Raw genomic sequence first — 14221 nt, forward strand, 5'->3', positions numbered from 1 at the left:
AAAGTTTCGGCCTGATTAATGTCATCTTCTTTTCTACATATCGAGAATAATCTTCTCAAAAAGAAAAAATCTTTGCATATTATAGGTTCGATTCTTAAACCCGGACAATTCATAAAAAATATTCTTCATTATATATTGAGTCCGAAATCCCCTCTGCCTGTCGGCATCTCCCCTTATTAAGGGGAGAATTATACGCGGCTGTTTTTCTCTTTGTTAACCCCCTTAACAAGGGGGTCGCCGCCAAGCGGCGGGGGGATCTTATCCTTTAGTTTATGAATAGATCGGATTTGTGAAAGTAAAGATTGACTCAACTTTGGAGATTTCATGGCTGAAGCTGAGGAAAAAAATTTCGAGGCGCTGCTCAAGAGGCTGGAAGAGATCGTGGAAAAAATGGACAGCGGAGGTTTGAGTCTCGAAGAGTATCTTAACCTCTATGAAGAGGGGATGAAAAAGGCCGAAACCCTGACCGCGATGCTCGCCGAAGCCCGTGAGAAGGTAATGAAACTGGTAGTCGACAAGAACGGGAAACCCTCTATTGAACCTTTCGAAGGATGCAATGACAAGGATGAAGGATGAAAAAAAGCTTAAAGAAGACCGAATAAAGACTTTGGACTTTGGGCTTTGGGCTTTGGACTGTTCTTCTCCTTTGGAATACCTGGCGCTCCATAAAAGCCGCGTTGATGAATACCTTGACAGGTATCTGCTTCCGGAGACAGTCGAACCGGTAAGCATTCATCAGGCTATCCGGTACAGCGTTTTTTCCGGAGGAAAGCGTTTTCGCGCCGGGTTGTGCATCGCGGCCTGCGAGACCTTCGGAGGTGAGCGGGAGAAGGTTCTGCCGGTTGCTTCGGGGATAGAGCTTATCCACACTTATTCGCTTATCCATGACGATCTGCCGTGCATGGATAACGACGACCTGCGGAGGGGCAAGCCGACTCTGCACCGGGTTTTTGGTGAAAATATCGCGGTTTTGGCCGGGGACGCGCTGAATGCCCTGGCTTTTGATCTTGTGGCGAGGGCTGAAGACCCCCGTTTGATCCGGATTCTTGCCCACGCCATCGGAACCGAGGGGATGATCGGGGGGCAGGTGGCGGATGTGGAATCGAGCGGGAAAGAAAATATCACTCCTCAGGATGTGAAATTCATCCATAGCCATAAAACTGCGGCACTCATCCGGGCGAGCCTGGAGATGGGAGCTGTTACCGGAGGAGCCTCCGCGAAACACCTGGAAACAGTGGGGGAATTCGGCTCCCAGATTGGACTGGCATTTCAGATTGTGGATGATATACTGGACATAGAAAGCTCGGACGAGGTTTTGGGGAAGGATGTAGGTTCCGATGAGAACAAGGACAAGGCAACCTACCCCAAGGTTTACGGTCTTTCCCGTTCGAAAGACATCGCCTGCGGACTGGTGATAGATGCCAAGAATTTGCTCTGCGGAATTGACAGGGACACCTCTATTCTCCAAAGCCTGGCCGAATTTGTGATCAGCCGTGTGAATTGAAAATGATAGTCCAAACTACAGCCCCCTAAATCCCCCAAAGGGGGACTTAAAAGACTGAAAGACAAAGCGTAACAGTTTTTTACAATTTTGTTGCACTCACAAGTTATTATCTTTACAATGTTAAGTCCCCCTTTTGGGGGATTTAGGGGGCTGCCTTCCAAATCAAGAATAAAAAGCTTTTACATTAAACTTTGGATTTACTCTTTGTCATTTTGTTACTCTGTCACTTTCTTATAGGATTTAATGAAAAAAATACTGGATTCCATAAATGAGCCGAAAGACCTTCGAAAGCTTTCGGTCGCTCAGCTTGAAACCCTTGCGGAAGAAATCAGAGGGAAAATCTGCGAGGTCGTTTCGAAAAACGGCGGTCATCTTGCTCCAAGTCTTGGAGTGGTTGAGCTGACAATCGCACTGCATGTAATATTCAACTCTCCGGAAGATAAGATCGTCTGGGATGTCGGGCACCAGTCGTACAGCCATAAAATCATTACGGGTAGACGTGAAGCTTTCGAAACATTGCGTCAGGAAGGCGGGATTTCCGGCTTTCCCAAGATCACCGAGAGCGAGGCGGATGCTTTCGGCACCGGCCATGCAGCTACCGCCATCTCCGCTGCGCTCGGATTAGCCGCCGCCCGTGACATCAGAGGCACGAAAGAGCGAATAGTCGCAGTGGTCGGCGACGGCGCCATGACCGGGGGGCTGTCGTTCGAGGGATTAAACAACGCCGGTGCATCCGGACGGGATATCCTGGTGATACTCAACGATAACAAGATGTCCATCTCGCCCAATGTGGGGGCGCTTTCCAAATATCTCACCGACGTGATCTCTGCCGAGCCCTATAACCGTCTGAAAAAGGACATCTGGAGCCTGACCGGATACATCCCCGCTCTCGGTCAGCCGGTACGTACCATTTTGGGTCGGGTTGAACGGAGCTTGAAGAACCTGGTTATTCCGGGGGTATGGTTTGAAAATCTCGGTTTCAGGTATTTCGGGCCGGAGGACGGCCATAATATAGCCCGCCTTCTCCAGGTGCTTGAACACCTCAAAGGCATCAGGGGGCCTCTTCTCCTGCATGTATACACCACCAAGGGCAAAGGATATTGTTTTGCGGAGGAGGATTCCATCCGTTTCCATGGTGTGAATGCCTTCGAGCAGTCGACCGGCCTGGCCATAAAGGATTCCAAACGCCCGACCTATTCGGCTTTATTCGGGGCGACAGTACTGGAACTGGCCCGCAAAAATCCGAAAATCTGCGCAGTCACTGCTGCCATGGCTGAATCCACCGGGCTTATCCCATTTTCAAAGGAATTCCCGGACCGTTTCTTCGATGTGGGAATCGCCGAGGGGCATGCGGTGACCTTTGCCGCCGGACTGGCCCGTGCCGGAATGAAACCGTTTGTCGCCATCTATTCCTCGTTCATGCAGCGGTCTTACGACAACATCATCCATGACACCGCGCTGCAGAATCTGCCGGTGGTATTCTGCCTGGACCGGGCAGGATTTGTGGGAGAAGACGGGCCGACCCATCACGGTGTTTTCGACTTGTCGTTCATGCGGCAGATTCCCGGCATGGTTGTTATGGCGCCCAGGGACGAAAACGAGCTGCGAAACATGCTCAGGTTCTCGGCGGATTACCAGGATGGGCCGGTATCGATCCGCTACCCGCGCGGTTCCGGTACAGCATCCTCTCTCTGTGTCGAAAGCGAAGCGTTTGAAAAAATCGAGCTTGGGAAGGCAGAAATCCTTAAAGAAGGCAATGCAGCTTTCGTCCTGGCGATCGGCGAGATGGTGCCTGCGGCCCTCAAAGCCTCCGAAATCCTAGAGAAAGAGGGCATATCGGTGACAGTGGTGAATATGCGATTTATCCGTCCTCTCGATACGGCGCAACTCGACCGTGTTGCTGCTTCGGGGAAACCTCTGATCACGGTGGAAGAAAACATGATTGCCGGAGGTTTTGGTTCGGCAGTCCTGGAATACCTGGCCTCGAAAGGAACCGTTCCCCGTATCACGCTCATCGGCATCCCCGATACCTTCGGCGACCAGGCCTCACGGTCGAGGCTTCTGAACATGTACGGCATGGATACTGATTCCATCGCCGATACCATAAGAAAGGCAGTGCAATCATGAAAGTGGCTGTGCTCGCCAATATCCATAAAGAGGGAGCAAGAACAGTGCTCCCCCTGTTCCTCAACATGCTCCGGAAGGAATCCATCGATATTATTCTGGATGAATCCATAAAGCAGGTGCTGGATGAATCGTTTAAATATTCATCTGTTCCCGGGCTCTTTTCCGGCGTAGACATAATCATATCGTTCGGCGGAGACGGTTCGATTCTCCAAACGGCGCGTCTTTCCGAAGGATTCGATATTCCCATCCTGGGGGTGAATTTCGGGAAAGTGGGTTTTCTCGCCGAGATTTCTCCCGAGGAAATTTATACCATCGTGGGCAAGCTGAAAACGGGAGATTATGAGATACTGGAGCGTACCGCGTTCCATGCGGAATGTCTGGGGAAGAACTATTTTGCCCTTAATGACGTCGTTTTGGACAGAAGCGCCGATACCCGTATTCTGGGGTTTACCGTTACAGTGGGCCATGACTACGCCGGCGAGTTTTCCGCGGATGGCCTGATTGTATCCACTCCCACCGGCTCGACCGCACATTCCATGGCGGCAGGGGGGCCCCTGGTCATGCCGGAGTGCAATGTCACCATTCTCACTCCCATTTGTCCCCATTCCCTGACCATAAGGCCCATGATCATCAACGGCGCCAAGGATCTGCGCATCGGAGTGCTGGAAGGAATCGCCCGTATGGCGGTTGACGGCCAGAGTTTCGTGGAGGTACCTGCCGGAAGCGAGGTGGTCATCCGGCATTCTGAAAAACCGGTCAGGATCGCACGGTTCAAGGATAAAACCTATTTCGACATTCTCCACACCCGGTTGAACTGGGGTGTGAGCCTCAAATTGAAAAATGCTTAACACAACTTTATAGATGCCGAAACAAGTTCGGCATGACACGTGTCACTTCGACAAGCTCAGTGCTCGGTCAGCGGACTCTGAGCCTGTCGAAGAGTCCGCTGCATCCTGAACTCGTTTCAGGATCTAAACGCTCAAAACATGCGCAATTATTTATGTCGTCATGAATAAATCTGAAGTTTGAAATCTGTAGCGTGAGCCTCATACGGAAATGCTTGAATCCCTCACCATACGCAATTACGCCATCATAGAGGAAATGACCGTACAATTCTCCGATGGCCTCAATGTAATCACAGGAGAAACCGGCGCCGGAAAATCCATTGTAGTCGATGCCCTCGAGTTGGTGCTGGGCGCGCGGGCTTCCACCGAGATGATCCGGTCCGGAGCGGACAGCATGTCGGTGTCCGGGGTGTTTACCCTTGAATCGGGGCTTCCTGAAGGGGATTTCCCTGTTGAGGCCGAGGACGGAATTCTTATCCTGCGCCGGGAGGTACGTTCAGACGGCAACAGCCGCTCTTTTGTCAACGACCGTCCGGTGACCCTTCGCACTTTGAAAGACCTGGGCGACCGTCTGGTGGACCTTCACGGCCAGCATGATCATCAGTCCCTCCTTATCGTTTCCGAGCATGCTCGTTACCTTGACGGGTTCGGCAAGCTGGTCCCCCTTTCCCGTGAGGTAGCCGGTCTCTATGCTGAATATACCGGTACATTGAAAGATATAGAAGCTCTGCGGAGTACCATGGATTCGAAAAAGAGAGACCGTGAACTGCACCTTTTCCAGATTCGGGAAATCGAGGAGACTCAGATTGCTCAGAATGAGGATGAAGAACTCGAGCAGGAAATTCAAAAACTTTCCCGCGCCGCAGATTTGAAATCTTTGGGAGAGCAAGTTTTTCAGGAGCTCTCGGAAGCGGAAGGTTCTATCGAGGAGAGGATAGGAGCGCTGACTGGCCGTATCGAGGATTTGTCGCTGTTTGACGGAGAGCTTGCCCCTTTCCTGGAACGAATGGAGGGAATCGCCGCCGCGGTGAGCGAACTGGCTCGTGATTTCCGTTCGTACAGCGAAAAAATCGATGATGATCCGGCCATCCTGGCTGAACTGGAAAACCGACTTGGCGTGATCGAAAAGATGAAAAAGAAATACGGCCCCCGGCTTGAGGATCTTTTTGCCTATTACAAAAAAATCAAAAAAGAGACTGAGGGTGAGGAAAGTTCAGAAATGAGGCTCCGGGAACTTGAGGATCAGGTGAAAGTTCTGCGCGCCCGTCTCTCCGAGCAGGCAGCGATTCTTTCCCTGAAACGTAAGGAAACGGCGCCTCTTTTCTCAGGGGATGTGGAATCGCACCTCGCAGAGCTGGGCATGTCTGGGGCGCATCTCGTGGTGGATATCACCCCGGTCGAGAGCGGATGTGAGATGGAGGTGGAGGGGGGTCGCGTTATGGTTGGGAAAAACGGGCTGGACCGGTTGGAATTTCTCGTTTCCGCCAATCCGGGTGAACCGCCCCGCTCTCTGGTAAAGGTCGCTTCCGGAGGGGAAGTTTCACGGGTCATGCTGTCGCTGAAACTTGCCCTGGGCGGAATCGATTCCGTTCCGACCATGGTTTTCGATGAGGTTGACAGCGGCGTATCGGGGAGAGTGGCGGACGCAATGGGGAAAAAGCTCAGGAAACTCTCAGAATCCCGCCAGGCGCTGGTGATCACCCATCTTCCCCAGATAGCAGTGATGGCAAAACGTCATTTCTCCGCCCGTAAACAGATGGAGAATGGCCGAACCTGCACGAAGCTGGTGATGCTCGATGAGGCCATGAAGCGCCAGGAATTGGCCTCCCTTCTCTCCGGGGAAACCTTGACCGACACCGCGCTCGCTCACGCCGGAGAAATGATGAAACTGCGGAAGGAAAAAGAGAAAACCAAAGCCCGAAGCTCAAAGCCCAAAGTGTAATGAGAAGATGCAAAGTGAGAGATTGTCTGAACCGCGGATGGTCAGGATGGAAAGATAGACAGGATGAAAAGAAAAGGATAAAAGATGAGCCTTTTCAAAAGTCGATATTTGAAGCAGCCCCCTTTCTGTCCTTCGGACATCCTTCCCCCGGAGGGGGCAGGAACAGACTGTGGAGCAACAACTTCCCTTGCCCCCTTCTGGGGAAAGGGACTGAGGGATAGGGGGCTGTAGTTAAAAAACTCGTTTTCTTTTTACGTATAACTCAACTTTTGCAAAAGCCTCGAAACCAAATAATATCTTGTACTGTTTATAAAATATCCAATAATTTTCAATACTCGATTTGCTCTGTGAATCTTCTTGCCTCCCAAAAGATTTCCTGTTATTTTCATCTTATATTTGCCTTTAACCCATGTTCCTTCTTCTTTAAAAATAATCTTATGACCACGTTATCCTCTCTATACATGCAAAAACGTCACAATCTGCTTCTTGATCTTTACCAATCTCTCGAAAAATCCCTGGGACCGGCTCATTGGTGGCCGGCAAAGACTCCCTTCGAGGTATGCATCGGTGCCATTCTCACTCAGAACGCCCCCTGGGCGGGAGTACGCAAAGCGATTGCGGGTCTTCAGGAAAAAGGTATTTTCACTGTCGAGGGCATTGCGGAAGCAGATGAGCGCATGCTGGCAGATGCGGTGCGGCCGGCCATTTATCACAACCAGAAGGCTCGGCGGATCAAGACCTTTTGCCGGTTTCTGAGGGATGAATGCAATGGCGTGGTAGAGGAAATGCGGAATTGGGAACTTCTAGCGGCTCGCGGGAAACTCCTTTCGCTTTCGGGAATCGGGTATGAAACCGCCGATTCCATGCTCCTTTATGCCCTCGGGATGCCGGTATTCGTGGTGGATGCCTACACGAAACGCATATTGACCCGTCACAGCCTGATCGGCGAGGAATGCGATTACGAGGAAATGCGGGCGTTTTTTGAGGATGCACTCGACCCTGACCCTGTCCTGTTCAACGAATTCCATGCGCTCCTCTGTCTTGCCGGAGCGAAATACTGCCGTAAAAAACCGTTATGTGACCAATGTCCGGCGCGGGAAATCCTGGGAGAACCGGTTCTATGAAGTGGAAAAAAATGACATTTCTGGCGTTTGGGCACTTTGCATCCGATTTTTATCCGGGTCTGCTTGCGCCGCTGCTCCCGCTCCTGACCGCCCAGCATGGATGGACTCTGACCCAGACCGGCATCCTGATCATGGTCATGAGCATTTTCATGAATGCCATGCAGCCGGTAATCGGACTTTTGAACGACCGGTATCCGCTCAAGCTGTTTCTCTGGCTGGGGCCGATATTATCCGCAGTTCCCTTCAGCCTGTTCTTTTATCTGACACACTTCGAGGTACTGATAACTGCGCTGGCCATCGCCGGCCTGGGTGTGGCCATGTATCATCCGGTTGGTGCCGTAGCAGCAGGTCATGACACGGATGAAAACAAACGGGTGGTGACCATGGCGTTTTTCTCCTCCGGCGGTTCGGTGGGAGTTACCACCGCGCCGCTGGCCGTGGTTCTGATCATCAATGTTCTCGGTATCAAGTACATGCCCCTGGTGGCCATTCCGGCGCTCCTTATGATGTTCTATTTCATGCGCGACAATGATATCGTGGTAAGCGAACACCAGGGGCATACCCTGCGTGAGATGATTTCCTCCCTCTCCGACAATTTCCGGGAGCTGACCCTGCTCTGGGTGATTTCCGGATTCCGTGCCATGGTGTACGGCATTGTCAGCAATTTCCTAGCGCTCCTCATGATCGCCCGGGGATATTCATACGCCGCAAGCGCCTATTTCCTTTCGGCTTCGCTCCTGGCTGGTATGGGCGGCATGTTCCTCGGCGGCCACCTCGCCGACCGTCACGGCAAACGAAAGATCATGGCTCTCAGCATGTTTGTATCCGTTCCCCTGTTTTATGGGTTCAGCTTCTTCGGCGGCATCCTGTCGGTTGTCCTCCTCCTTTTGGCCATGGTGAGCCTGACCTCGACCCTTCCGGTGAATATCGTCCTCGCACAGCGGGCGGCGCCCAAACTCCCCGGCATGGCTTCTTCCCTGGTGATGGGGCTTTCCTTTATGTTCGGGGCGATCATTGCCCCGCCGTTCGGGGCGCTCGCCGACCGTATAGGCATCGAGGCGGCCATGCACTGGATGTTTCTCATTCCGATTATCGGCGGCCTGGGAGCCATGTTCCTGAAAAATGAGTAAAGAAATCTGAAATGTGTCTGAACCGCGGATAGTCGGGATTGACGGATGACCGGGATGAAAAAACCCCCAAAAGGGCATGAACAACTGCGTTATCGACGGATGTGGAACATGTGAGGACATTGCGGAATGGAAAGGGGGGAATGTTCGCGCTAAGAGGCCGGCCGCTTTTGGCCGGTCCGCTTGAGCGCGGGGTTAGGTTGCTGTTTGAATAGTTGCTCACGGTACTCGGCCACAAACTGCAACGTTCTCAAGATAGTGAACTGTTCTGGAACTTGCCCTTTCATCATTGAGACTGCGGAGAACTGCGTGATGATAGGTTCAAGGAATGCCGAGATGTGAACAACCCGACCGCCAGCCAAGAATCTACTCTCGTTCTTTGAAGCGATGACAAAAAGAGCAATCTGTTCGGGGACAGTTTCAGGGGATAAGAGCCCAGGAAACATGCCGGGAATGTACTTTCGTCCAGCTTCAAACTTCTTCTTGTACCTTCGTTCTCGTTCATTCCAGCTCCCAGCGTCGGTCGACGGTTCGACATGAACAAGGTGTTTAGTCGTAGGGTGAAATGCGACGACGTCCAATTCGCACTCGTATCCACCCGCAGGTCTCTTTCCAACACGCACATTGCGGCGAATAAAATAACCCTGGTATTCATACCATTCAGCGACCAGTTGCTCTAGGAAATTGATGGCCATCGGCTATCCGATCAGCAACCTAACTATGGCTTATACAGATCATGTATAAGAACCTATATACAGCTCATAGAGCTATATAAACCCCCAAAGAAATATCAAAAAGAAACGCGTATATAAATATCAATCTGTTGAGACATAACGTACAAAAATGACTTGGGATTATTTACAGTCTGCATAAAATTCCATTTCCCCGAAATTGCTTGTGGGAGCCTTTATGCAAATTGGGGCTCACCGTCTTCCAGAAGCATTTCAATAACTTCTTTTAGATTTTCGTGCAGTTCTTCCAGGGTTTCTGCTTGAGAGTGCGCTCCCTTTCATTTATGGGTTGGCAGGTATTTTAACGAATAAGTCTTCTTTCCAGAAGTTCCTGTAGTTCTCGCCTGCCATCAAGAATACAATGGATATACACATTCGATTTTATAACCTGATAGATTATTCGATAAGGCTTGAAATGAATTTCTCTATATTCCATTACACCAATTCGCTCTAATTCCGGGGGAATATGGCCGCGGTTTGGTGACTCTAATAGATATAAACAGGTTTCTTCTAATTTATCTATGAGATATTCAGCTTTTTCGATTGAATCTGAGAGTGATACATACTTATAAATATCCCAAAGATCTTCTTCGGCATCAGAAATAATGTATACATTACATTTCATTTTGATTTTCTTTTATTCTCTTTCTGATATCTTTAAAAGATTGTTCGATTGTCTTTATATTGCCTTTCTCGATATTTTTCTTGCTCAGGGATATTATTTTTAATAAAGCCAGGCTTTCCTGGGTTTGTTCATATACTCGAATATCTTGGAGGATGGCTTTGGCTTCACCGTTTTGAGTTATCACCACTGTCTTTTGATTGGATGCAACATCTCTTAATATTTCTGATGCATGCGCCTTGAGATAACTGATCGGTTTTACCGAATCGCTTAATTTCATTGAGAATTCTCCTTTTTATTTTGACTATAATATAGACCTTTAAATGGTCATTTGCAAGAATATTTTTGCCCGCTGACTCTTTTTAACTTTGTCACTCTGCCTCTCTGTCACTTTGTTGCTTCTTCTCCAGATACTTCTCCAGAGTCCTTTGTGGTTTCGCCAACTCGATGCCCAGCTCTTGTTTCAGCCTTGTCACCAGACGCTTAAAACTGCTCGGTCTATTTCCTTACAGTTATATTGTTAATATACTATATATAATGCGGCTGAGAAGGCGATTTTTCATATATGAAAAACGGTTGCCGGAAAAGCGAGTAATTGGAAGATTTGTTCAATCGCGGGGTTGAGTTGGTTAGGTCGGAGTCGCTCAGTCCTTAGATCGGTCCCATATCTTGCGAGAGGTTGAGTATGTCTCAGTCGATGCTTGAACTTCTGCGCCATACAGTGGATGAAATACGGTATTTGTGAGCCGTTATCAGTTCTTTTGTTACAGCAGCATCACTTCTTGACGCCTGCCGTCCTCCTCATTCTCGATAATCAACATGGGGCCGTCTTCTACATGCAACTGTTCGTTTGCGTTCAGGAGTTCGATGCCGTAAACAGTGCCGTCGTAGGCAATATCCACGTTCATTTCATCGCTCAAACGGATGGTTTCAACCGCCTCTTTCTTTTTATGCAGGCGTATGTAAGCGATGTTGTGCCTGGGATCATAGGTCAATTTCATGACATTTCCTTTCAGAAGTATTTCACCATTACAGTAATGACCAACCAGCCGTCGTTAAGTTCCTCAGCGTATGCTTCGATCTGTTTCGTTCCATATCTCCGCCCACGCCATTCACCTTCACATGGGAAATTACGACGGAAACCGGACCGTCCAAATTTTGCTGGAAAGCGCTCACCATGGAGAATCGTTTCAATGATCTCTGATTCCGTTGCCCCGCGCTCGCTCAGACGCTCTCGCGCATGTGGATGAAAGCGAATGACCGTCACCATGCTATAAGGTTCCTCCTACCACAAGAGGCGTATTCTATAAAATACAATTCATAAGCGCCATACGCCATGAGAATTAAAGCAACCTGCCCTTGTTGACAGATGCGGCAACAAGTTTGGCATGACCGTGTCACCCTGAACTTGTTTCAGGGTCTAAAGGAAAACTCATGCTTCAATTTCATCTTAGATTAGCTCACCTGCCGCCCTTTAACAGGCCGATCCCTTCGACGAGTGGAGGATACACGGCGACATTGTCAGAGCCTTCTCCCCAAGTTGTGAACATGTAGCCGATCAACTTCGGGTTTTTCAGCCCCAGGCTGTATGATATGAGCTTTTTGGTGGCATCCACCTTGTTCCAGCCTGCGGGAAGAACGCGGAAGCCCTTTACGATAAACATGGGGATCGACGGGTACGAGTCGCGCAGGGAATAATGCCAGGGACACATAATGATGTCCTTCGGCACCATATCGATGGCGAGAGCGGTGCCGTTCTCTGAGGCCTCCCATTTTCCCATTTTGTACTTTGCGCCGTCTATGAATCGGTCCGCCCACATGAGCATCTCGACTTTGCGCTTCCGCACGATATGGTCATACATGTCGTTGACCGCTTTCGCAAAAAGCTTCGCAGGGTCCTTGCCTTTCGTCGCGGGTGACTGATCGGCGCCGAGGAGAAAGATTTCATCCATCCCCACATGAATGGCGTCCGCATCGAATGCATCGATGATCTCGTCCACGAGTGGGAAGATGATCTCATACACCCGCGGGTTCGTCACATCCCACTCGCGGCAGTAAAGACCCTCGTTGCCGGGAAACGCGCCAGGGGTAAGATCGAGCTCGGGATACACGGTCAGGAGAGGGAACGTCTGTTTCGCCCAGGATTGATGACCGAGGCACTGAAACTGGGGGATGAGCCTGATTCCGTGCTTTCTGCAGAGTGCGGCGAACCGCTTCGCCCCTTCCTTTGTTATACATTGCTTCATCCTGAGCTCGGGATGAGACTCGAACTGAAAGCTGTAGTCGATCTCGAAAATGAGAACGTTAATGCCCATTTTGGCGAGGTCCGGTATTTTCGCGCCGATACTGTCGAGTCTCGCGTCGGTGTTGTAGTTGAGAACGTGCAGCGCCCGCCAGTACACGCCTTTCCCGGGTCCGACCTTCATCGGGCGAAGTGCGCACCCGGCAAATGCCAGGAGGAGAACAGCGGCGCAAAGACTTAATAATGCCCTCATGAGAAACCTCCGCGTAAAGAGAAAAGCTTCTGTGCTTTTCTTAAGCTTTATCCAGAAAATCTGAAACCTTCCCTCCACGGGCGATCATATTGTCGAGAATCTGGATGGAGAGGAACAGGCGCCGCGGATGGTGCAGAAGGCAGCGTTGTCTCCAGCGCTCCGGGTTCTTGTAGCCGGTGGTGAATACCTTGTCGTACCAGGTTATGGCCCAGGTCTCATGGCTGTGTTCGATGGCCATGAGGCAGAATATCAGGGCGTCATCGAGGGCGCCGGTGGCGATGCCGTTGATGTCCGCCGGCTCCTGGGGGGGATCCTCCGGGTTGCTGCGGCTGACCAGCCCGCTGATTTTCTTACCGTCGATCCAGCATTTCTCCAGGGTCATCCGGCCCATCTCCATAGCATCCACGAACATACGGGTGTGGTTGCGGCGCAGCGCCTCGTCCATGCACATCCAGGCCGCCTGGATGCTGTGCCAGCCGGAGATGGCACGGTGGCCGCCCTGGGAGTCGGGCTTGAACGGCTGAAACAGGTCATCGAGGTGCTCGAAGGCCACTCCATATTCTGGATGGTAGTGGCGCTCGAGGATGTTCCGCACACACATCCGGGCGATCATATCCACTCCGTCATCGTACGTGTATCGGAGGAGCGGGGTGAGCGTGCTCAGGAAGTGCTGCCAGGTGCCCAGCCGCTTCGTTCCCGGCTCATGGCAGCCGCCATGCCCGCTCAGGTGCTGGTAGACGGGCGACACGATGCGCTCCATGACCCCGTACGCCGATTCCACCGCAATATCCCGGGTCTCCTTTTCTCCGGTGGCCTTGAATAATTCCATCAGCCCAAGGACCATGTACATGTCGCCGTAGATGTTGAAAGATCCCTCGATTTTCTTCCCGTCACGGGTGAACCGTGAAATCCAGTACTTCCCCTCACGGCAGTTCTTCACCAGGAAGTCGCGGGTGAGACGAGCGGCCTTGAGGAACCTGTCATCCTTGCCGAAATGGTTGTAGATGTAAGAAAAAACCCAGAGGGCGCGCCCCTGGTAGTACATGTCCTTGTTGGTGTCTTTTTTCGGGTCGCCTTCCGGATTCGCCTCGGGGAACGAGCCGCCGTATTGCCAATCGATGCCGCTCTTCAGCCAGAGCGCGATATACTCTTCGTTCAGCTCTTTTTGATGAAAATCTCTCAGCTCCTGGATGGTTTTGTTCCCGATTCCCTTGATGGACATGCTGTTGACTTTGGATGCCGCGATCATTTCGTTTTTCCTGTTCTGACCGGTCGCGGTGAGGGCGAGCGCAGGAACTGCCAGCCCAGCGATGAAGCCTCTCCGTTTCATGGATCCTCCTTTAAAAAGCGCCTGAGTGCCTGAGTTCTTTAGTGCCTGAGTGCCTGAGTGCAAAGCCGCAGAAAGAATACAAAACAGGATTTTGCTGAATTTTAACGAAAGATATACGATTTGCTGCCTGGAGATAAAGATATTTTTTCACGCAGAAACGCAAAGGAGCAAAGAAAATGTCTGAACCTTGATTCGCATGATTCCATTATCAGCTTGATTTTTTATACATGACGACATAACTGTCCGGTTAAAATTTGAGAGGTAAAGACAACTGTTGCTGTTTTTGAGTAATTGTCTTGAATCTATCGAAAGGAATGGTAAGTATTTCAACGAGATAGATGCTATCAAGGAGTAATTCTCCGACGATACGGGTT

General features: G+C 50.7%; 14 protein-coding genes and 1 pseudogene. 7 read left to right on the forward strand and 8 right to left on the reverse strand.

Going from position 1 to position 14221, the window contains the following annotated elements; genetic code table 11:
* The first annotated feature begins 324 nt into the window (after window positions 1–324).
* The 7 genes from xseB to Q8O92_05830 all read left to right on the forward strand — a co-directional run bounded on the left by xseB (window position 325) and on the right by Q8O92_05830 (window position 8672).
* Window positions 325–576: an exodeoxyribonuclease VII small subunit gene (xseB, locus tag Q8O92_05800; protein MDP2982825.1), complete on the forward strand. Its 252-nt coding sequence runs from the start codon at window positions 325–327 to the stop codon at window positions 574–576.
* Entirely contained in the window at window positions 557–1504 is a 948-nt protein-coding gene (locus Q8O92_05805; protein MDP2982826.1) for a polyprenyl synthetase family protein, read from the forward strand. The genes xseB and Q8O92_05805 overlap by 20 nt, the downstream gene beginning before the upstream one ends.
* A gap of 243 nt (window positions 1505–1747) precedes the next feature.
* Window positions 1748–3631, forward strand: a complete 1884-nt coding sequence (gene dxs / locus Q8O92_05810; GenBank protein ID MDP2982827.1) for a 1-deoxy-D-xylulose-5-phosphate synthase — start codon at window positions 1748–1750, stop codon at window positions 3629–3631.
* The gene (locus Q8O92_05815) at window positions 3628–4479 is read left to right on the forward strand and encodes an NAD(+)/NADH kinase (GenBank protein ID MDP2982828.1); all 852 of its coding nucleotides are present in this window, start codon (window positions 3628–3630) and stop codon (window positions 4477–4479) included. The genes dxs and Q8O92_05815 overlap by 4 nt, the downstream gene beginning before the upstream one ends.
* 208 nt (window positions 4480–4687) lie before the next feature.
* Complete coding sequence (gene recN, locus Q8O92_05820) at window positions 4688–6418, forward strand: DNA repair protein RecN (protein MDP2982829.1); 1731 nt, start codon at window positions 4688–4690, stop codon at window positions 6416–6418.
* A gap of 437 nt (window positions 6419–6855) precedes the next feature.
* Complete coding sequence (locus tag Q8O92_05825; protein MDP2982830.1) at window positions 6856–7542, forward strand: endonuclease III domain-containing protein; 687 nt, start codon at window positions 6856–6858, stop codon at window positions 7540–7542.
* On the forward strand, window positions 7539–8672 hold the full coding sequence (locus Q8O92_05830; protein MDP2982831.1) for an MFS transporter: 1134 nt from the start codon (window positions 7539–7541) through the stop codon (window positions 8670–8672). The genes Q8O92_05825 and Q8O92_05830 overlap by 4 nt, the downstream gene beginning before the upstream one ends.
* Before the next feature lie 149 nt (window positions 8673–8821).
* On the opposite strand, the gene Q8O92_05835 is transcribed toward Q8O92_05830, so the two are convergent.
* From Q8O92_05835 to Q8O92_05870, 8 genes and pseudogenes are all read right to left on the reverse strand, one after another.
* Window positions 8822–9364, reverse strand: a complete 543-nt coding sequence (locus tag Q8O92_05835; GenBank protein ID MDP2982832.1) for a hypothetical protein — start codon at window positions 9362–9364, stop codon at window positions 8822–8824.
* A gap of 212 nt (window positions 9365–9576) precedes the next feature.
* Window positions 9577–9675: pseudogene (locus Q8O92_05840) on the reverse strand (type II toxin-antitoxin system HicB family antitoxin).
* Between the two features lie 26 nt (window positions 9676–9701).
* On the reverse strand, window positions 9702–10025 hold the full coding sequence (locus tag Q8O92_05845) for a type II toxin-antitoxin system RelE/ParE family toxin (GenBank protein MDP2982833.1): 324 nt from the start codon (window positions 10023–10025) through the stop codon (window positions 9702–9704).
* On the reverse strand, window positions 10015–10302 hold the full coding sequence (locus Q8O92_05850) for a type II toxin-antitoxin system Phd/YefM family antitoxin (protein MDP2982834.1): 288 nt from the start codon (window positions 10300–10302) through the stop codon (window positions 10015–10017). Before Q8O92_05850 ends, Q8O92_05845 begins: the two co-directional genes overlap by 11 nt.
* Window positions 10303–10786: 484 nt before the next feature.
* Window positions 10787–11023 (reverse strand): DUF2283 domain-containing protein, encoded by a 237-nt coding sequence (locus Q8O92_05855; protein ID MDP2982835.1) that lies wholly within the window; start codon window positions 11021–11023, stop codon window positions 10787–10789.
* Window positions 11024–11034: 11 nt separating this feature from the next.
* Entirely contained in the window at window positions 11035–11292 is a 258-nt protein-coding gene (locus tag Q8O92_05860) for a DUF4258 domain-containing protein (GenBank protein MDP2982836.1), read from the reverse strand.
* Between the two features lie 190 nt (window positions 11293–11482).
* Window positions 11483–12517 carry a family 20 glycosylhydrolase gene (locus Q8O92_05865; GenBank protein MDP2982837.1) on the reverse strand — a complete coding sequence of 345 codons (1035 nt, stop codon included), beginning with the start codon at window positions 12515–12517 and terminating at the stop codon, window positions 11483–11485.
* A 40-nt stretch (window positions 12518–12557) separates the two neighbouring features.
* On the reverse strand, window positions 12558–13847 hold the full coding sequence (locus tag Q8O92_05870) for an AGE family epimerase/isomerase (protein ID MDP2982838.1): 1290 nt from the start codon (window positions 13845–13847) through the stop codon (window positions 12558–12560).
* Between the last annotated feature and the right edge of the window lie 374 nt (window positions 13848–14221).

Origin of the sequence: Candidatus Latescibacter sp., from assembly GCA_030692375.1 — a bacterium.
Classification (GTDB): Bacteria; Latescibacterota; Latescibacteria; order Latescibacterales; family Latescibacteraceae; genus JAUYCD01.